This window comes from Gardnerella sp. Marseille-Q9691, assembly GCF_046507715.1.
GTDB classification, from domain to species: Bacteria; Actinomycetota; Actinomycetes; order Actinomycetales; family Bifidobacteriaceae; genus Bifidobacterium; species Bifidobacterium greenwoodii.
Window position 1 is genome coordinate 117,937 of record NZ_JBKFXI010000001.1, and the last position, 20,144, is coordinate 138,080.

The window sequence follows — 20,144 nt, forward strand, 5'->3', positions numbered from 1 at the left end:
AGACGGTATATCTAATGTAGCCAATCGCCCGCGAATTTGCAGCGATTGGCCACTTTTCTTCAATGAGACCTGCTTTTGCGTTACATTTTAAGGAATTGCGTTGTTGCTTGCAGTGTTTTCTTTGCTTTAAAATTTTGCAGAATAAATCTTAGAAAAATCTATATTTATTTAATGATTTTGTGTAGTCTAGATTGTATAGAGTTAGAGAAAAGGCATGTATGGAACAGTTTAATCAGTATGATTCGAATGACCAGAGTAACTATGATTCGAGTAATCAGAATCAGTCAATCTCGAACAATGATAATGGCTTATCTAATCGAGGTAAATCGTTTGCTGTAAATAATAGTGCAAATAATAACGTTAATAGTAGCAATGCCAATGACCAGTGTCAGCAGAATCAGCCATTTCAGAATCAACAGTATCAGTACCAACAATCTCAGTATGCTCAGAATCAAAATTGGTATGTACAATATCCTAGCCAATATCAAAATTCACAAAATTATAATAATAAAGAATATGTGAACAATCAGTATAATCAAAATACCAATAATCTTGCTGCGCAATATCCAGACAATGATACTATAAATTCGAATGCTGAAGGTACATATTCTGACGATTATGTAAAACGGTATGTTCAATATAATGCAATGAATACGGACAGTTCATATTCATCGGATTCGACTTCAGTTAAAGCAAGTTCTTCGAATTTTAATTTTAAAAGTTTATTAACTAAACGAAACAAAATTATTGCAGCAGTAGTTTGTGTAGCAATATTATTGTGCGTAGTAGTGGCTTTATGTGTTCCTAAAAAACATGATAATGGTAAGCAATCTGCTACTGCCAGTTCGCAGTCCGACTCTCATAAGAGTTCAAGCACAGATGTGAATACGGAGCCAAAGCGTCATGCGAGCCCTGAAGCAGTTGACGCCGGAGGCCCAGCCGACTACTCTGCTTTGCCGCTCAACCAGATTTATGACCAAAATTGGTACAAGGTGGGTAGTGAATTGGTGGCTACTCCGGGGTACACTACTAAACACAATGTCGTTGGAATGGATGTCGACGCTCCAGTAAATGACCACGATGGCTTTTATAATTTCTACAACGCTCGCTACCAAATTGATTCAGACGCTGAGAAGGGCCAAATCGGCAAGGTGATTCGCAGTGAAGTTTCTAATAGTGCAGCCGACGATACCGCCATGGCTATTTATTACGGCATAAAGAGTGACAGAAGTGGTAATAGTGATAACTCTAAGGAACCTAAATTAACTGATGCGCAGCGTAATTATTTTGAGCGGCTGAAGTCTGTTGTTGGCGGCGACTTTAAGACGTACACGCGCAATACTATGTATGCTAATCGTGTTAGCTATATTTTACATAGTGGCTATTCTTTCAATACCACATACAACCTCCGCCATCCGGGCTCTATAGGTTACGCCGATATGTATCAAAGCAACGCAGAAGAGCTTAACGTGCCATACGTAGACGAAAACGGCAACAGCATCGGGCTTGACAAGTCTGCCCACTACGATAGCCTAATGAGCGTGGTGCACTGGATGCTATACGACCAAGGGTTTTACAATGTCGCCGTCAGTCCGGCTGGTGTTTGGGGTACTTGTCGCCTAGATAACCGTGGTTATATGGAAGCCGTGCAAATTGTTTTGCCATCACAGGACAATCCAGAAAAGTTTGATGTGTTTGTTAGCGTATTGGATGACATCTATTATAATCGAGTATTGACAAGTGACGTAAATTATACTGTGGCGGACTATAGCGGTACGAACGATTATGCACTTTATGCCTCAGTGCTCCGCCAAAGCAACAAGAGTACCGGCATTTTGCCATTCCGTGCTATTTTACATAATGTTGACCGCCCGCTGCGCGCGAAGGATAATGAGCTGTCGCGTGTCATGCAAAAGTTTGGTGTTGATGACAGAAAAATGGCTTCAATCGTCGGTAGTAGCTTTGCCACGTTGGCAGGTAGCAATATGTTTGTTGGAAATGAGGTTAAGGGTGTAGGTTATGGTGGATTTATCCATCGTGGCGATGTGGAGCAATTGCCGCATTATAACCAGTATGTAGGGAGCGGAAGTTTGACGGTTTATCTTAACGGTCTTAATGCTCACGGAGATGAAAACCATGACGATGTGGAACGTTACCGAGCGTTTATGCTGAAGGCGGCGCCGACGAGCCGTCAGTGGTATAGTGAGCCTAATAAACGTATTGATTACAATAAAGGGATGCTTAATTACGACGAGTTCGTGAAGCTTGATCGCGCAGCGTTTGGTAATTAGCAAAGGAGCTCTCGATGGAATATGCGCCAATTGTCCATTTTGACGCTGTGAAGAAATTGCCGCAAACAACAAAATCTTCATTTCGATTGGCTACTTTGGGATTTTTGTGCGATAATGCGCATACTGGTATATAGGATTGAGTTGCTTGTAGGATGGGGATGATTGTATGAAGGAGCTGATTGTATGGCAGAATATGATTTGCCGATTTTAGAGTATGATTCCGATAAAAGCGCAGTTTTAATGCCAAATCACGATGATATTTCTGTTCAGCTTCCATCTAAAGCGGTTTTTGCTTTCTTAGGAGATGAAATCGATCAGTATGCTTTAAGTAGAAAAGCTATGATTGTAGCAAATTTTGAATCTGCAACTAAAAAATATCCGATATATGTTTTGGAAGAAAAAGTAGGAAATGCAGTAAGAGAAAATGCAGGCAGCGAAGTAGAAGAAGAAACGCAAAAAATCTGTTTAGTACAGGCTCCAGTTGGCGCTCCTGCCGCTGTTCAGATATTAGATTGGTTGATTTCTTACGGCGTTAGTGAAGTTGTTAGTGCTGGTTCTTGCGGATCGCTAGTTGATTATGCGGAAAACGTTTTTCTGGTTCCGTATAAAGCTTTAAGAGATGAGGGGACTTCTTATCATTATTTGCCTCCAAGTCGTTATGTTGACGTTTCAGAGCGCTCGAGACGTGCTATTTTACAAACTTTGCAAGCGCACAATTTGCCTTATCATGAAGTTAAAACGTGGACTACGGATGGGTTTTTCCGTGAAACTAAGACGAAAGTTGCTAATCGTAAGCAAGAGGGATGCGCGGTTGTGGAGATGGAGTGTTCTGCTTTAGCGGCTTGCGCGCAAATGCGTGGGATTGTTTGGGGTGAGATTCTTTACACTGCAGATACTTTGCACGATGTTGAAAATTATGATGAGCGCAATTGGGGTGGAGACTCTAAAGCGTATGCGCTTGAGCTTTGTATTGAAGCAGCGTTGCGCATTTGATACGTTTATGCTGATATTACATATGAAATCAGCGTAAACGTATAATTAGGTATTGCTGTGAGGTAATGCAGAATCCTATTGGCGTAATAGTTATAGTAGTAGTGATAGTGAAATTTATATAATTCATCCAATCGTGCTAATATAAATTACAATATATGCACGAAAGGACGGTGAGTGTTATCTCTACATTATTAAATGCCAATGGCAGCAATATGCTTACTTTAAAAGAAGCAAAATCTTGCGGACTGTCAAAATATAAGTTTTATAAATTTGTTAAAGATAATGAACTAGAACAGTTAAGCGGTGGAATATACGCTTCTAAAGACTCGTGGGTAGACGAGTTGCTTCTTATTCATAAGCGTTCGCCGCACGCTGTTTTTTCTCACGACGAAGCTTTCTTTTATCATGGATTAGTTGATATGGAGCCAATTACTCACACTATTACTGTTTATAGTGGTTTTAATGCTCACAGGCTTAAAGCATCGTGCAATGTGAAAGTTTATAGCGTAAAAAAGGAATTGCTTGAAGTTGGAAAGATTTTAGTCACGGATAATCTCGGCAACAAAGTGCCAATGTATAATCTCGAAAGAACTGTCTGTGACGCGTTTAGAAGCAGAAATTTAATTGAGATTCAGGAATTTAATACAATCTTGAAATCCTATATTGCTAGACCAGACAAAGATCTCAATTTGTTAATGGAATATGCGAAACTTTTTAGAGTAAACAATGTTGTTCGCAAGTATTTTGAGGTGTTACTATAAGTGAATTTAACTGATGCGCAAATAAGGGGTAGAATTAAAAACCTCGCCGAACAAAATAACGCAGATCCTCGTGTGTTAATGCGTCTTTACATGATGGAACGCTACTTAGAGCGTGTGTCAGTTTCAAAATATCACAACAATTTCATTGTAAAAGGCGGTGTTCTAGTAACATCTTTGCTTGGTATTTCTATGCGATCCACTATGGATATAGATACGACTATTCAAAATTATGATTTGTCTCTTGAGAATACGAAAAAAATGATTGAGGATATATCTAGCATAGATATAGACGATGGAGTTGATTTTACTATTAAAAGCGTAATGAAAATTATGGATGATATGGAATATCCAGGTATTCGTTTTGCGCTTGACTCGCGTATTGGAAGAATGGTAACACCAATAAAAATTGATGTTTCTACTGGAGCTACGATTACACCACGCGCAATTGAGTATGACTATAAGTTGATGTTGGAAGATCGTTCTATTTCTATTCTTTCTTACAATATTGAAACAGTGTTTGCGGAAAAGCTACAAACTATTTTATCACGCGGAATTCTTAATACTCGTATGAGAGATTTTTATGATGTTCACGTGCTATTTGTTTTGCATAAAAGAGGTGTAGATAGGGAAATTCTTAAGCGTGCTTTTCATGCAACTTGCAAAAATCGTAAAACTGAAAATATTATAGATAATCTTAAATCTATTTATGAAAGTATTACTTGTGATGAAAGACTTTCTTTATTGTGGTTGTCATATCAGCGTAAATATTCTTATGCTAAAGACATTGATTTTTGCAGTGTGCTATTGAGTTTGGATGCATTATTGAAATTGCTTGAATAGAATTTTGCATTAAAATACTTGAAGTGATTGCTGGCTTTTCTAAATCAGTGGGAGACGTGCGATAGTAGCCAATCGCCCGCGAATTTGCAGCGATTGGCTACTTTGCGATTGGTTGATTGGTGGTTAAAAATAAACGCCAGGGAGTTTATTTAACTCGTCTGGCGTTTATTAGTTAACTGTGTTATTCGCTAGTTGCGTTTTTACTTGCCGTGTTTGCCAATGCGCGTGCGTTTAAGCGAAAGTGCGCCGAAAGCGGACAGCAAGAACGCTAATCCAGCACTTGCAATGGTTGATGTTTCAGAGCCTGTGCGTGCAAGAGGTTCAGGCTTTTGCGGAGCTGGTGCTTCTTCAGCAGTCTCTTCTTGCGCTGGCTTTGGTTCTTGTTCTGGTTCCGGTTCCGAAATTATAGGCACTGGGATAGGCTCAGGCTTCGGCTCTGGAGTTGTAACAGGAGTTGGTTCTGGTTCCGGTTTTGGTGTTGGTGGAACAACAGGTGGTTTTGGAGGTTCCGGCTTCGGTGGTTCCGGTTTTGGTGGTTCCGGTTTTGGTGGTTCCGGCTTCGGCTTCGTAACCCTGAACAATGCGTTTATAAACACTACGTGGCTCGGTTTACCCTTCTCATGCAGCGTTATACCGTCCTCATATGTGTACGTTGGTGTCATCGTTGGATCAAGAACGATTGGTAAATTGTCAAGCTTCGAGCCATTTGTATTATAAGAATCTCCATCTTGAGCGTCTGCGTCCGCTGTAAATGTGATTGAATAATCCCTATGCAACGTATATGCCGTCTTCATCTCAACCACAGTTGTCTTACTGTTACGGACAAGCATAACTTTATTTAAGCTTACTTCTTTTGGCTCTTGATCCAGTACCTTCATAAACTCGTCGGTAATTTCATTGCCTATACTATAATCTGCGTTCAACAGATAGAACCTAAGCTTGATAGTCTTTTTTTCGCCCGGCTTGAAATAAGCAGGTATCCCATAAATACCGTCGTTATATTCACCTATTACTGTCTTGCTGACGTTATCATCACCAAGATCGCTAAACCTATATGGCTGACCTGTTCTAGGATTGGTTGCAATCGTACTGGAAGTGGTGGATTGGGTGGTCGGTTGCACAAGTTTCTCATTTACTTCTGTGCCTTCGTTATTTGTGTTCTTTACAATTGTAATAGAGTTAGTTGCAACATATAAAAACATATTTCCGTTTAGGCTCTTATATGTTGCAACATATATAGGATACGTGCGGCTAGTTTCGTCTTTTTTCCAATCGGTAATCTTAGCTGTACCTGAAAAAGTGCCACTCTCTGAATTAAACTTAACGCCGTTTGGCAAATCTCCAGCCACAATGTAATTCAATGAACCTGACGCAGAGCTTACAGCTACATTACCGATGCGCTTACTCTTATTTGAAATAACCAGTACCTTTTTGTGACTATCCTCGTCTTTGTAGATGAAAACAGGTGTTTTCTTATATTTTGTTGTGCGACCATTGGTATCAATAGTTTCCAGAGTAAGATTGCTTACTCGTGCAGTAACATTTGGATCGGTGGATAAGTCTTCATAGAACAGTGCGTCGAAACGCCTTGTAGCAGAATTGTACTTAACTTTGCTTTTATCAATGCCCTTCGGCAGATCGTCGCTTAAAATACGCCAACGCAACTTTTTATCCGTCGACAATCCAGTTGATACAACATTGTCAGGAGTGTCGCTAAAGAGTTGAGCTTCGCCAGGTTTAGGCTGAGGTTTTGGCTTACCTGCGATATAGCTGGTATATGGTTTTAAAGTAAGGTAATCTACCGTGTCATACATTGTGACTTGAGCGAGATATAGCGGGTATTCACGCATAGTCTCGTTTTCTTGCCAATCGTTAATTTCTGGATTTCCTTCGAAAGTTTTTTTACTAAGATTGTAATTAACACCCTTTGGAAGTTTACCGCCTATTAATTGCAATATGCTGTATTGATCATAGTCGTCTTGTTTCGACCATACCTTGTTATGCAATGCATTCTCGAAAGCAGCTTTTTCTTTTGCATCTTTAAAGAACCAAGGAGTATTTTCAACATTTTGAGTTACTGGAACTGTATCGTTCATGCCCATTGTTTGAAGCGTAATTCCTATGAAACGTTTTGCAACAACGCTTGGAGCTCTATTGTTTATTGGTGGTACAGTATTATCAATGATTTTAGTTTTGAGTAGGTGTGTATCAGGATCGTAGTCGAGGAACTTGCTGCAGTATTCTTGCTCATCTTCTGATGGTGAGTCGTTGTTGCTTAATACTCTCCAGCGAACGTAATTACCGCTTTTTTCGGTTGCAAGGCCTGCTGATAATTCGTTCCTGTCAAACGCAAATGGCTTTGGCTCAGGCTTATGATTCTCCGCGCCTGCAGTCTTAAATGTTGGGATAACTTCTTCTTTAAGTTGCTGCCCGTTCTTGCTGTACATACGAAGTCCCGTAACGCGAATGGTAGCGTTTGGATGTTCGCGCGCTGCGCTCGTGCGCCATTTGAACGTGTAGCTATAATCTGCTGCGCGCGTTACCCAGGAATCATACGCAAGTTCATATTTATCGCCGTTTTTATACTCGACGTGTATGGCCTCCATGTAGTCCTTACAATCGCCGTACTTGGTCGATTGAGCCAATGTGATCTCTTTGCCGCCGCGCATGAACTTTGGCTTAATGGTAACTGCTACACCTGGCTCCACCTCTGTCATTTGTGGATATGAAACAGTTTCTTCTTTAGACGCTACGTTTTCTGTGGTAGCTGCTCTTTCTGTGGTAGCTTCGATATCTGTAGTTTTAGTAGTTGTGGTAGATGAAGCTATAGTGAGGTGTTCTGTGGCGATAGTTTCATTTTTGTTAGCTTTATTATTGCTGGCTTTGGTGCTATTTTCTAAATCATTTTGATTAGTGAGATTGGCAGGGGGGGGGGGTAGTTGTTTTTATGTTATTTGTATCAGTACTAGCAGCGTAAGCGGTTTGGCCCATGCATACTGCGCAAGCTGCTGTGGCAATACCCATCATGGTTGAAGTCAGAATTATTTTCGCTGCCTTATTCATAAAACACCCAACTCTCTAATCAACTACCTAATCAGCTATCTAACTAGATACCTAAATAAATTTATTTTATTTTATTTCGAAATATACAATAAATATATTGTAAATTCGAAATTTGCATGTTACATTATAATGTTTTTGATAAAAAATAAAAGTGTTTATCGATAATTTTATCAATAAACACTTTTGCGTTTCGAAATACTTAATCTCTATTAAATATTCAACTAAATATTTAGCTAAATAATATGAGATATTTAGTATCTAATCTTAAGAAATAATCTGCTAAATAAACTGCGATATTACAATGCCTGCAACCATAAGTGGAATATTGAAAATAAGGAATGTTGGAACGCAAGTATCCCAAATATGACTGTGCTGACCATCCGCATTTAAGCCGGCAGTAGGCCCGAGCGTGGTGTCGGAAGCAGGGGAGCCTGCGTCTCCAAGAGCTGCAGCGGAAGACATAAGAAGAATCGTTGCAGGAGTGCTAAAACCAATGCTCTGGCAAAGAGGCACGAACAAAACCGCAAGAATAGGAACCGTACCAAACGAAGTACCAATGCCCATGGTAACAAGCAAACCAATAATCGTAATCACAAATGCGGCAATAATTTTGTTCTGTCCCATAGCTGCAACACCCAAGTGCACAAGCTCCTCAACTCCGCCTGTTGCTTGAATAACGTTAGCGTAGCCGCCAGCAATAAGCATAACGAAAGCAATAAGACCCATGAGTTTTACACCGCCGGCAAGCTGCTTATCAATATCCTTCCATGCAACTGCTCCAAAAATAATCATAGTTGCAAGACCTGCAAGAGAAGAAAGCGAAAGATCCTTACTAATAACTTGCACTACTACAACAACAATAATTGCAAGAATGGTTACGTAGTGGCGTTTGTTAAGAGGTCCAACAACAGCGTCTGCGGCTTTAGTATCTGCCTCAGTAGTTTCATATTCGCGAGGCTTTCTGTATAGAACAAAAACTGCAAATAGTAGTGCTGCGAGCATTGCAGCGCCTAAATACCAGTTCACGGCGCTAACGTCTGCAACGCTAACCTTCATACCGTTTTTAGAAAGATTCGTAGCAATAACAGTTTGGAAAATTAAGCCAAATCCAAACGGAATGGCAATGTACGGAACTTCAAGACCAAAAGCAGTACAGCATGCAGCTGCTCGTCGGTCAATCTTAAGTTCGTTCATAATTCGTAAAATCGGCGGAATAAGAATAGGAATGTAAGCAATGTGAACTGGCACAATATTTTGAGACATGCACGCAATTAGAGTTAGTACTGCAAGTAGAGCGTACTTTTTCATGCCAATAATTTTGCTAATTTTTTTAGAAATAATTTGAGCCAAACCGGTTGCTGTAATTGCCTCCGCAAAAGTACCAAGCAAAATGTAGGCGAGCGCAGTTTGTGCGTTGGTGGAGAAACCGTCGCAAAGCAACGCCATAATTGTGTGATTTCCATCTCCAAAAAGCGGAAGATGACCGGCAATGCCACCTGCAACGCAAGCTACTATCATTGATAGCAAAACATTAAGTTTTGCAAGACTAAGTGCGCATAGCACTACAACCGACACAATAACCGGATTAAATATAATATTTAAAATTTGCAAACTTAGCATGCCGTTCACCCCTTTAAATGCTTGAATTTAATATATTGTTTGAAGCAATACGTTTTATTTCGTATCGCCTACGTCTGTATTTTTTGCATACGTATTCTTACATATGTATTTCTTACATTTAGTAATTAAAGACAATATAGCATGGAAGTGTTTACAACTTGTTTCTTAAATAAATATAAAGTATAAACAATTAAATAAAAAAATTAGTGTAACTCAACAATTGTTTGCACAAAAGAGTATTCTAAGTGATTAGTGGTGAAGAATTGATAAATCACCAAATGTTCGGTTTTGCACCGTTTTATTGCAGCATTGCAACGTGAGTTTACCGCTGAAAAATAGCGATAAAGCAATGTGAAAATTAAAAATTGTTTTGCTAATTGCGAAAATCCAAAAATAAACAATAAACAAAAAACTGAAAACTAAAAACTGAAAACTGAAAACTGCAAATAAGTTATTTAGAGTATTTAGAGTAAGGAGGAATGCCTGGCGCTCTAAGCAAAAAAGATACTACGCCATATCTTAATTGCAAGCGTCAAACATACAAATTATGAAAGATAGTAAAACGCTTTTAGAAGCTAAAGAATTAGGTTTACAAAGATTTAGAAGAACACCATTTTGGGATGTGTCATTAAAAGTAGAAGCTCATCAAATCGTTGCAATATCAGGCGAACACGGCTCTGGAAAATCAGCTTTGCTACTTGCACTGTCTGGTTATATGAAATTTACGAACGGAACTCTTACTATTGCGGACGCAACTCTTCCTAACGATTTTAAAGAATCTCGTCAATACGTGGGATTGGGATTATTCAACGGAATTAACGAATTCTACAAAACGCAAACAATAGAAGAAGTTTTGATGAGTGAGCTAAAACTCGCATCATCTTCGCCACTATTTCGCGAACAGTATAAAAATGATGTAAAAAATCGCGAAGCATTGCGCCAATACGCGTACAATCTTCTTGCGCAGTGGAAAGTATTGTCTCCTCGTAAAACAGCAATAGGAGAGTTGACTCCGTTCGAGCGCATGCGCTTGGCAATTGCGTTGGCTTTGCTAAAAAAGCCGTTGCTGCTATTTGTTGATGGAATTGAAACGGAGCTTACTAGCGAGCAAAGCGAATGCTTACTTTCCGATATTCGCGAATACGTTAGCAAAAACTACTGCTCCTGCCTTGTTGGAGTTTTGCAAAGTGAGTTAGAAAAGCAAGCGGATCAAGTATTAAGACTTATGCCAAATAATGAGAAAACAGAAAATTCTCATACTGATTCTCAGCTTGGTGAACGTGAAGCAAATGGTGGTGAAAACAATGCGCGTTAATACTATTGCTCTTGCATTTCGTGAGCTTAACAACACGATGAAAGGAAAAGCTCGAAAGCTTGTTATTGGGACCGTAGCTTTGATTCCACTTTTATACGGATCGCTTTACTTATGGGCATTTACAAATCCTTATAAGACTTTGGATACTGTGCCTGTGGCTGTTGTTGTTGAAGACAATGGCGCTATGATTAACGGCAAAATGCGAAACATTGGAAACGAAATCAAAACTCGTTTAAAGAATCAAAAAGACGGTAGTGAAGGTTTCCAATGGAATTTTGTAAATAGTGCCGAAGCGAATAAGGGTCTTAAAAATGGCAACTATTTTATGGTAGCAACTATTCCAGCTTCTTTCAGTAAGTGCATTGCTTCCGCGCAATACGATACTCCTACTAAAGCAAAACTTCACGTAAAGTATGATCAAGCAAGCAATATGCTGGCTTCGCAAATTGGTAAAACTGCTTTCCGCACTATGCGTACTGAGATTAGCGAGGCGATTGCTCAAGAGTATTGGGAGCACATGTTTGCAAAAGTCAACTCGGCTTCGGATTCTCTTGGTGCTGCCGCAAACGGTGCTGGAGCGCTACATGAAGGTTCAAAGTCTTTGCAAGGCGGAATAAATAAGCTTGCAGATGGGTCGAATAAACTTTCGCAATCTTTGCAAAAACTTCAAGGCGGATTAGGGGAGCTTCAAAAAGGCGCGAATACGCTAACTGAAGCCAATGCTCGTAGCAAAGAAGGAGCTCAATATCTTGCACAAAAAACGCAAGATTTAGCAAACGGAGCTCAACAGTTAAGTGAAGGAACGCAAAGGCTATCGGCAGCGACAAGCGAATTCTATGAAGGAGCTCAAAAGCTTGCAGCTTCAAGCAACGAATTAGAAGAACATGTTAAAGCTGGAAACGCTGAAACAAAAGCACAAATTACTGGTCTTCTTATGCAAGCGAAAAACCCAGCAGTAACAAAGGAAGACGTGCTTGCTAATTTGCAAAGTTGGGCAGAAGGATTAGGTGAAAATTCTAATCTTCTAGAAACAAATCTTTCTGCTTTAAGCGCTGGAGCAGACAAGCTTTCTGCAGGAAGCTTGCAAATAAAGGGCGGTGCTGATGCAATATCTCAAGGTATTGAAGCTGTTAATACTGGCTCAAATAAGCTTGCTGCTGGAGCGAATAATCTTGCTGACGGTTTGGCTCAAGTAAGTAACGGTAGCGAGAAACTAAATAATGGCGTGAATGCAGCAGCTCAAGGTTCTGCGAAAATAGTGAACGGTTCTAATCAGCTTAATTCCGGTGTTAAGAAGCTATCTGATAACACTCCAAAGCTTGTTGATGGTGCTAAGAAATTGCATGACGGGCTTAAAGATGCTCAAAAGTCTGGAAAAGTAAACGGTATTGTTCAAAAAAGTAAGATGATGAGCGCACCAGTTTCCTTGGAAGAGCACGAGTATTCGCACGTTGAAAACTATGGAACTGGTTTTGCTCCTTACTTTATTTCCATCGCCCTTTGGGTTGGTGCTCTTATGGCAACATTCGTTTTGAGAGTTATGGATAGGCGAGCGATACTAAACGGCATGAATCCGCTTAAAAGCGCGCTTATTAGCTTGACGCCGTTTGTGCTTATGGGCGTTGTGCAAGCGATTATTCTTATGGGCGTTGTTCAAGGAGCGTTGAAGTTGCAAATCGATAATGTTGGTGCATTCTACGCGCTGGGGATTATAGCGTCAATAGTCTTTATGGCTATAATGCAAATGATTATGGTGGTGTTCCGCATACCAGGGCGAATAGTTGCGATTGTGCTACTTATGTTGCAAATCACAAGCTCTGCAGGAACGTTCCCAGTACAAATGACGCCGGCATTCTTTAGAGCTGTTCACCCTTACTTGCCAATGACGTACTCAATTATGGGGTTGCGTCAAGCAATGTCTGGAAAGAACAGTGGTGAAATAGTCTCTGGCATTGGAATGCTAGTGCTTTTCGGCGTGATTGCTATTGCTATAACAAGCATTGCCTTCCGCATGAAGCGTACTGTAACAATGTTTGATTTGCATCCTGTAATAACGCTTGAAGCATAAGCGTTAATGTAGGCGCGATAATTAAAATCCCCGCAGCTTTTGTTGGTTGCGGGGATTTTTTAGTGAATTTCGTTTAATTTAGTTACTTTATAAATACGTTATCTGACTTTAGAAAGTAGACGCGTAGACTTCGGCAATTGCAGATTCATCCATATGCATATAGGAGTTCTTCAAAAGTCGCTGCTGCTCTTTAACAACGCTTGCAGCCCAGCTTTGAATCATATCCTCGCTCATGCCATACTCGTGAAGCTTATGCTTAGGAAGAATCGTGTTAAGAACTTCGTCAAGCTTGTCTAGTACGTCTTCTTTCTGGCATTCAAGAATATTTGCCATAAAGTCAAAAAGCTCAGAAAGCTCAGTGTTTTCTGCGCTATTTTCGTCGTGCTTCGCATAGTATCGCAAAACGCTTGTAAGAAGAGCTGCATTCGTTTCGCCATGAGCCACATGGAAAGTTCCACCAAGCGGATAAGCCATCGCGTGAACGCAACCGCAGCCAGCGTTACCAAACGCAATACCAGCGTAAAGACTTGCCGAAACCAAGTCGCTTACAACTTGGCTTTTTGCGCTGCTGCCTTCTTTAACAACTCGCATATAACTTTGCAAAATAAGTCCGCAAGCCTTGTAACTAAACATTTTTGTAAGCTCGGTTGCAATAGGAGAAAGTGCGGACTCAATCGAGTGCGTAAGAGCGTCAATAGAGCTGGTTGCAAAAACGTAATCCGGCAGGCTCTTTAACAATTCTGGAATAAGAACAGCGTCCGTAGCATAGCAAGCATCGTTCGCCAAACCCTTCTTGGTATTGCGCTTAGTAAGCGAGAACACGGCAACGTTCGTAACTTCGGAGCCTGTGCCGCAAGTAGTCGGAACAAGAATAAGATCCGCGCCTTTTTGTGCAGGAATCTTGCCGTCAACCAAGTCTTCAAGCGGGCTTGTTTGCTTCAACGCACAAACCTTCGAAATATCCAAAACAGTGCCGCCACCAATTCCAATCACGCGCTTTGGAGTAGTGTGAATGTCACTAACGATTGCATCAACCATTGCATCGCTCGGCTCGCCTTTGCCGTATTTTTCTTGGAAAATCACGTCGCAATCAAGATTCAAATCGCCAAAATAAGGCTCCCAAATATACTGGTTTGTAATAACCAAATCACTTTTGCTGAGCTTGAATTCTTGCGCAAAGTCGCGTGCGTTCTCGAACTTATGAATAGTTGGTTTAATAGAAAGCTGCTTCATCCTAGACTCCTTTGTTTTAATCTGCATGTCTTACGCTAATATGCGCGTTTTGCGCGCGCTTTTGTGCGCGGATGATTAAAAAACCAAGCAACTGCTCCATTATAGAACAGATTGCTTGGTTTAATAAATGTGATTTAAGCTAATCAGAAAAAGTGATTCAGCCTAAGCTAATCAGCAAAGTCTAATCATCCCTTCAACAAAGCCGTGTAAGCAGCCATCGTAATGTAGTTGTATGGCTGGTTGAAGTGAGGCATGAAGAAGATGTCGCACAAAGCAAGTTCCTTAATCGTGACCTTCTTCTGAATAGCCAGCGAGAACAGGTGAATTGCGGCAGACATATCGTAGTTAGAAGCCAACTGGCAGCCAACAATAACCTTCGTATCCTTCTTGTAAACAATGCGAATCTTCACCTTTGGATTCTCAACTTCCATAAACGCAGGCTTTTGAGTATCCTCAAAATCAACGTAATCAACGTCCATGCCTTCTTTTTGAGCTGCAGTCAAGCTCAAGCCAGTGCAGACAAGCTTGTAATCGTAGATCATCATTGCACTAGAGCCTTGCACGCCCTCAGTTTCTACAGGAGTTCCGCAAACGTTGTGACCTGCAATCAAGCCGCTTCGAACGGCGTTAGTAGCGAGCGCAATGTAGTTTACGCGGTCTCGAGCATTGTCGTAGATCGTAGCGCAGTCGCCGATTGCGTACACGTCTGGATCGGAAGTTTGCTGCTTCTTATCAACAAGGAAAGCGCCGTTAGTATACTGCTTTAAGTGATCTTTGCCGAGCGCAACGTTTGGGTGGAAGCCAATAGCGCAAATCACCATGTCGGCTTCGTAAGTGCCTTTGCTTGTTTTAACAGCCTTGACTTCAGTGTCTCCAACAATTTCTTCAACAGTTTGACCAAGTTCAAACTTAATGCCTTTATTCTCCATAATTTGCTTCAAATTATCGGAAAACTCTGGGTCAAAGTAGCCGTTAAGAATATGGTCTTCCATGTCAATAAGGGTCACGTTTTTACCAAGACGCTCGAAGGCTTCAGCAAGTTCCACACCAATGTAGCCGCCGCCAAGAACCACAACATTACGGAAATCACGCTCTTGGAGCTTGGCAATAACAGTTTGCGCATTCTGGAAAAGCTTTACCATTTGCACGTTTTCCAAGTCGATGCCTTTAATACGCGGCTTGTTTGGAAGGCTGCCGGTAGCAAGAACCAGCTTGTCGTAAGAATCATGAACAACAGTGCCGTCTTTAAGCTCGACTGTTACTTCTTTCTTTGTGTAATCAATGTCTAAAACTTTACTTTCAAGATTTACCTTAGCGCCTTTTTTAACAAAATCTTCTGGCTTTTGGTAGAACAGTCCGTCGCTGCTTTGAATCTGCTTGCCAATCCACAAAGCCATGCCACAGCCAAGGAAGGAAATATTGCTATTCTGATCGTAAATTGTAAGCTCGTTTCCTGGGTAGCTCAAAATTGTGTTAGCGCAGGCAGTGCCGGCATGATTTGCGCCAATCTGAATGATCTTCGTCATCGGTAATCTCTTTTCGTCGTTGAATTCTGTTGAAATTATTGTATGTGCTTCAACTGCTTTGTTTAATTCACGCTGCTGCGCGAATGCACATCCAATGCACAATACTATTACACGAATGCGAGTCTTACCAATTTTGATTTTGTGCGTGTTGTGGTGGAGTTGTGTGGGGAGTTGTGTGGTTATTTCACAATCTGACTATCACTAATCTTTTTGCGAACATGAATTACGTAGTAGAATCCTGAAGTTTGTATACAGTTTATATACAGTGACATTCACATATGTACAGTTTTTTTGTGGTGCGTTTTAATGTTTTAATAAAGTGATATTCGTATGAAGGGGTATTGTGATGCGTATTTTGATTACTGGTTTTACGCCGTTTAATAATGAGTCTATAAATCCGTCGTGGGAGATTGCGCAATCAGTGCATGCGCCTGAGGGTGTGGAACTTGTTCGTTTGCAGATTCCTACGGAATTTAGCAAGGGCGCGCAAAAAGTTATTGAGAAAATAGAGGAAGTTCACCCTAATGCTGTGCTTTCATTAGGGCAATTTGGTGGTTCTGCTTGTTTTAACGTTGAGTATGTTGGAATTAACTGTAGAGCTGCGCGTATACCGGATAATAGTGGGTATAAGCCTTGGTATGAGCCTGTTGTGAAGGATGGTGACGTGGCGTATAAAGCTACTTTGCCAGTTGTGAATATAGTTGAGGCTTTGAATAAGGCGAAATTGCCGGCGTCTGTGTCTTTTTCTGCTGGCGCGTACGTGTGTAATGATGTGCTTTACAATGTTTGTCATTATTGCCAGACTAAAAAATTGACGATTAAGAGTGGTTTTATTCACGTTCCATATTTGCCTGAGCAGATTCTTGATAAGCCGACTACGAGTTCTATGAGTTTAGCTGATATGCTTCGAGGTATTGAAGTTGCGCTGCAAGTAATTGCGGATGACTGCAAGTGATTGCAGATAAATCGCCAGCAAATCTTTAATTTGTCAAATTGCATAAAATAACTCAAAACAGCCACTTATGTTGAAGGTGTGGTATAAAAGTCTTATGTTTTCTAAACGCGCTATTACCATTTTTGCGGCTGCTGTCGTAACTGCTTTAGCGTTGGGTACGTTGAGTGCTTGCGAGCCGCAGGGTAAAGCCGTTGGTAGCACTGGTCGCGCTGGAGACATAATTCACGACGGTGTGGATATTAACGATATTCATCTGCTCGTAATTGGTTCTAAATCAGCAGCTCTCGATGCTGATATTATGCAGAAGTGCAAAATGGCAAATTTAAGTGCTTCTTACGTTTCTGTGTCAAATATAAATAATGCGAACGATGCGGCTCAGCAAGCTATTCGCACTTCAAGTGAGCAGCCTGTTTCATTAATACTTATTAACGCGCTAGACGTAACAAGCGTTGATGATTCGCATAATGCTAATGATCAACTAAATAAAAAAGAGAACAAACAGACCAATAAAATCGCACGCAATAAACAAAACGAAAGCAAAGAATGGATTTCTGCGTTGCAGTACGCGCGTTATGCTGGTGTGCCAGTTGCGTTAGTAAATCCTGTAAACGCACCGAAAGACGAAACTTTATACGCTGCAATATTGCGAGTTGGGGTTGGGGATATTTCGCATAATTTAGCGCCTGAGCGTTCATCTTTGCTAAGCATTGTTCGCGCAATAATTGACAATACGCCACACGGTAGGGAAGTGATTGTAAATGACAAGTAATAAACAAAAAACAATAGTTCCTACAGAAAACACTAATAATAAAGCTATTGCGGCGCTTCCTAAAGTAGAAGTTTCTGGTTTGAGCACCAATGAGGTTGTGCAGGCAGTTTCTCGCGGAGACGTGAATATTACTTCTAAGCAGACTTCTCGCTCTTTAATGGATATTGTGCGCGCGAACGTGTTTACATTGTTTAACGCGATTATTTTCACAGCAATGGTTGTTGTGCTTGCCACTGGTTCGTGGAAGGATGCTGTTTTTGGTGCGGTAATTCTGGTGAATACTGGAATTGGTATTGTGACTGAATTAAAAGCAAAGCGCACTTTGGATAGGCTTTCTATATTGATTGCTTCTCACGCAATGGTTCGTAGAGGCGGAGAAAATATTGAGATTGCGCACAAAGATATTGTGCTTGGAGATATTTTGTGGCTTAGGGCTGGCGAGCAGGTTCCAGCAGATGTAGAAGTGCTGGAATCGTGGGGCTTGGAAATGGACGAGTCCATGCTTACGGGCGAGTCTGCTACAGTTCGTAAAGCTAATGGTGACGACGTTTATTCCGGATCTACTGCAGTTTCTGGAATGGCTTTAACGCGTGTTACTGCCGTAGGAGAGCACAGTTATGCTGCAAAATTGGCGGCGCAAGCGAAAGTTTATAATAAAACAATTTCTGACTTAAGCCGTGGAATTAACACGATTTTGAAGTATATGACGATGGTTGTGGTGCCTTTGTGCGTGCTGCTTGTGTGGTCGCAAATGCACAAGGTTGGCGGATTTGTTGAAGCTTGGCAGACTGGAGCTTGGAGGGGAGCTGTTGTTTCTGCTGTTGCAGGCGTTGTTGGCATGATTCCAGAAGGATTGGTTCTTCTTACTTCGCTTAATTTTGCGGTGGCTGCTATGCGGCTTGCTCGTAAGCAAACGTTAGTTCAGGAGCTGGAATCTGTAGAAACTTTAGCGCGCGTAGACTGCTTGAACCTGGACAAAACTGGCACTATAACCGACGGTGGTATTGCATTTGTTGGCGTGGAAAATCTAGATAATAGTAGTGCGGAAATATCTTTGCAAACAAACTTGCAAACAAACTTGCAAACAAACTTACAAACTAACTCACAAACCAATCAAGCTTTATTCGACTTATCAAACGAAGAAAATCCTAACGCAACAGGCGTTGCAATTATGGAAGGGCTTGGCTCTCAAGGAGTTGCCGCTAGTGCGCATGTACATAACCGTCTTCCATTCTCGTCTTCTAGAAAGTGGAGTGCGGTGCAATATGCGAAAAGCAGTGGAGAATATGAAACTTGGTATATGGGTGCTCCGGAAGTATTGCTAAGCGCGATTAATTATGCAAATTCTAATGAACTTTTAGCGAAAGTTAATTCTTATGCGGAGCTTGGTGAGCGCGTACTTCTTCTTGCGAAAGTAAGTAGCGATAGTAGCATCGTAAGTGGAGTAACGGAAACAGATAAAACTTTTGGTGATTCTCCTACTATTTGTGCAAATGCTCAGCCTGTTGCTTTAGTTCGCTGCTCTGAGCGTATTCGTGAAGATGCGCGTAAAACGCTTGAATGGTTCCGTAAGCAGGGCGTGCGCTGCCGCGTAATTTCGGGAGATAATCCTACAACTGTTGCTGCTGTTGCTGCAAAAGTTGGTTTAACAGGGGATAGTAAGCCTGTTGCAATGGATGCTAGAAAATTACCGGAAGATATTAACGAATTGGCTAAAGTGCTTGAAAATGTGGATGTTCTTGGGCGTGTGCTTCCTCATCAAAAGAAGGCGATTGTTCAAGCGCTTCACGCTCAAGGTCATGTGGTTGCTATGACTGGTGACGGCGTGAATGATACTTTAGCTCTTAAAGAAGCTGATTTGGGCGTTGCTATGGGCAACGCTGCTCCTGCTGCAAAAGCTGTAGCTCAAGTGGTTCTTGTTGATTCGCGCTTCTCGCATTTGCCGGATGTTGTGGCTCGCGGTAGGCAAGTGATGGCAAATATGGAACGTGTGGCTGGCTTGTTCCTTGTAAAAACTGTTTATTCTGCACTTATTTCTGCAGGAGTTGTGCTTCTAGCACTTCACTTCCCGTATTTGCCTCGTCACATTACTTATATTGGTTCTTTAACTATTGGTATTCCAGCATTTTTGCTCGCTCTTGCGCCTAATACTCGTCGATACATTCCAGGTTTCTTGAAGCGCGTTGTGCGTTTTGCTGTTCCTAGCGGATTTGCTATAGCGCTTTCTGTGCTCGCTACTGCTGTTATAGCTCCTCGAGTTTTAGGGTTGAATCTTGACAAAACTGTAGAAAATAGTTTGAAAGCTTCCCGTTTTATTGTTTCAAACGTGCAAGCTTTGGCAACTACTCGTAGCATTTGTTCCGTAATTGTATTTGTTCTCGGCATACTAGTGCTCGCAAGCGTTGCTAAACCTTTGCGCTCGTGGAGAGGGATTATGGTTGCGCTATTTGCTGCAGCTGGAGTTGTTGGAGCTTTTATACCGTTTACTGCAAAGTTCTTTGAACTTCACGTGCCAACTTCAGGGAGCGCGTTTACTGTAATGCTTATAGCTGTTGTTTTAGCTGTAATACTATGGTTTGCGTGCGTGAGTTTAGCGAACTTGTTACCTAAACAAAGTAAGAAGTGAATAATCTAACATATTTCAACGCAATTAGTGTGTCGAAGCTAGCTTAAGGATGCTTACAATAGATACGTGTTTAGTATTTTAGAG

At 41.2% G+C, this 20,144-nt stretch carries 13 protein-coding genes; 9 read left to right on the forward strand and 4 right to left on the reverse strand.

Annotation, left to right across the window (positions count from 1 at the left end; translation table 11 throughout):
• The first annotated feature begins 218 nt into the window (after positions 1–218).
• The 4 genes from ACLD6A_RS00660 (at position 219) to ACLD6A_RS00675 (ending at position 4,885) form a co-directional block, all read left to right on the forward strand.
• Positions 219–2,291: a hypothetical protein gene (locus tag ACLD6A_RS00660; protein WP_410313291.1), complete on the forward strand. Its 2,073-nt coding sequence runs from the start codon at positions 219–221 to the stop codon at positions 2,289–2,291.
• A gap of 183 nt (positions 2,292–2,474) precedes the next feature.
• Complete coding sequence (locus ACLD6A_RS00665) at positions 2,475–3,284, forward strand: nucleoside phosphorylase (protein WP_410313292.1); 810 nt, start codon at positions 2,475–2,477, stop codon at positions 3,282–3,284.
• A 155-nt stretch (positions 3,285–3,439) separates the two neighbouring features.
• Positions 3,440–4,045, forward strand: coding sequence for an abortive phage infection protein (locus ACLD6A_RS00670; protein ID WP_410313293.1), 606 nt, complete (start codon positions 3,440–3,442; stop codon positions 4,043–4,045).
• Positions 4,046–4,885: a nucleotidyl transferase AbiEii/AbiGii toxin family protein gene (locus ACLD6A_RS00675; RefSeq protein WP_004136406.1), complete on the forward strand. Its 840-nt coding sequence runs from the start codon at positions 4,046–4,048 to the stop codon at positions 4,883–4,885.
• 200 nt (positions 4,886–5,085) lie between these two features.
• On the opposite strand, the gene ACLD6A_RS00680 is transcribed toward ACLD6A_RS00675, so the two are convergent.
• Both ACLD6A_RS00680 and ACLD6A_RS00685 read right to left on the reverse strand, forming a co-directional pair.
• Positions 5,086–7,602: a hypothetical protein gene (locus tag ACLD6A_RS00680; RefSeq protein ID WP_410313294.1), complete on the reverse strand. Its 2,517-nt coding sequence runs from the start codon at positions 7,600–7,602 to the stop codon at positions 5,086–5,088.
• A 625-nt stretch (positions 7,603–8,227) separates the two neighbouring features.
• Positions 8,228–9,568 (reverse strand): Na+/H+ antiporter NhaC family protein, encoded by a 1,341-nt coding sequence (locus tag ACLD6A_RS00685; protein ID WP_410313295.1) that lies wholly within the window; start codon positions 9,566–9,568, stop codon positions 8,228–8,230.
• Positions 9,569–10,115: 547 nt separating this feature from the next.
• Here ACLD6A_RS00685 and ACLD6A_RS00690 point away from each other — a divergent pair.
• Positions 10,116–10,883 (forward strand): ATP-binding cassette domain-containing protein, encoded by a 768-nt coding sequence (locus ACLD6A_RS00690; RefSeq protein ID WP_410313296.1) that lies wholly within the window; start codon positions 10,116–10,118, stop codon positions 10,881–10,883.
• Positions 10,873–12,951 (forward strand): YhgE/Pip family protein, encoded by a 2,079-nt coding sequence (locus ACLD6A_RS00695; protein ID WP_410313602.1) that lies wholly within the window; start codon positions 10,873–10,875, stop codon positions 12,949–12,951. The genes ACLD6A_RS00690 and ACLD6A_RS00695 overlap by 11 nt, the downstream gene beginning before the upstream one ends.
• Positions 12,952–13,059: 108 nt before the next feature.
• Here the strand turns inward: ACLD6A_RS00695 and ACLD6A_RS00700 are convergent, their stop codons facing one another.
• Together ACLD6A_RS00700 and nox are read right to left on the reverse strand one after the other, a co-directional pair.
• Positions 13,060–14,184: a 4-hydroxybutyrate dehydrogenase gene (locus ACLD6A_RS00700; RefSeq protein WP_410295992.1), complete on the reverse strand. Its 1,125-nt coding sequence runs from the start codon at positions 14,182–14,184 to the stop codon at positions 13,060–13,062.
• A 185-nt stretch (positions 14,185–14,369) separates the two neighbouring features.
• Positions 14,370–15,710, reverse strand: coding sequence for a H2O-forming NADH oxidase (nox, locus tag ACLD6A_RS00705; protein ID WP_410313297.1), 1,341 nt, complete (start codon positions 15,708–15,710; stop codon positions 14,370–14,372).
• 346 nt (positions 15,711–16,056) lie between these two features.
• On the opposite strand from nox, the gene ACLD6A_RS00710 reads away from it, so the two are divergent.
• The 3 genes from ACLD6A_RS00710 to ACLD6A_RS00720 all read left to right on the forward strand — a co-directional run bounded on the left by ACLD6A_RS00710 (position 16,057) and on the right by ACLD6A_RS00720 (position 20,060).
• Positions 16,057–16,665: a pyroglutamyl-peptidase I gene (locus ACLD6A_RS00710; RefSeq protein WP_410313298.1), complete on the forward strand. Its 609-nt coding sequence runs from the start codon at positions 16,057–16,059 to the stop codon at positions 16,663–16,665.
• Between the two features lie 67 nt (positions 16,666–16,732).
• A complete protein-coding gene (locus tag ACLD6A_RS00715) occupies positions 16,733–17,434 on the forward strand; it encodes a hypothetical protein (protein WP_410313299.1) in 702 nt (233 codons plus the stop codon).
• Positions 17,424–20,060: an HAD-IC family P-type ATPase gene (locus ACLD6A_RS00720; protein WP_410313300.1), complete on the forward strand. Its 2,637-nt coding sequence runs from the start codon at positions 17,424–17,426 to the stop codon at positions 20,058–20,060. The genes ACLD6A_RS00715 and ACLD6A_RS00720 overlap by 11 nt, the downstream gene beginning before the upstream one ends.
• The last annotated feature ends 84 nt before the right edge of the window (positions 20,061–20,144 follow it).

Coding starts and splice junctions, on each gene's coding strand:
- ACLD6A_RS00700 (WP_410295992.1), bottom strand. CDS start 14,184: ATGAAGCAGCTTTCTATTAAACCAACTATTCATAAGTTCGAGAACGCA.
- nox (WP_410313297.1), bottom strand. CDS start 15,710: ATGACGAAGATCATTCAGATTGGCGCAAATCATGCCGGCACTGCCTGC.
- ACLD6A_RS00685 (WP_410313295.1), bottom strand. CDS start 9,568: ATGCTAAGTTTGCAAATTTTAAATATTATATTTAATCCGGTTATTGTG.
- ACLD6A_RS00715 (WP_410313299.1), top strand. CDS start 16,733: ATGTTGAAGGTGTGGTATAAAAGTCTTATGTTTTCTAAACGCGCTATT.
- ACLD6A_RS00720 (WP_410313300.1), top strand. CDS start 17,424: ATGACAAGTAATAAACAAAAAACAATAGTTCCTACAGAAAACACTAAT.
- ACLD6A_RS00710 (WP_410313298.1), top strand. CDS start 16,057: ATGCGTATTTTGATTACTGGTTTTACGCCGTTTAATAATGAGTCTATA.
- ACLD6A_RS00680 (WP_410313294.1), bottom strand. CDS start 7,602: ATGACAGAGGTGGAGCCAGGTGTAGCAGTTACCATTAAGCCAAAGTTC.
- ACLD6A_RS00665 (WP_410313292.1), top strand. CDS start 2,475: ATGGCAGAATATGATTTGCCGATTTTAGAGTATGATTCCGATAAAAGC.
- ACLD6A_RS00690 (WP_410313296.1), top strand. CDS start 10,116: ATGAAAGATAGTAAAACGCTTTTAGAAGCTAAAGAATTAGGTTTACAA.
- ACLD6A_RS00670 (WP_410313293.1), top strand. CDS start 3,440: ATGCACGAAAGGACGGTGAGTGTTATCTCTACATTATTAAATGCCAAT.
- ACLD6A_RS00695 (WP_410313602.1), top strand. CDS start 10,873: ATGCGCGTTAATACTATTGCTCTTGCATTTCGTGAGCTTAACAACACG.
- ACLD6A_RS00660 (WP_410313291.1), top strand. CDS start 219: ATGGAACAGTTTAATCAGTATGATTCGAATGACCAGAGTAACTATGAT.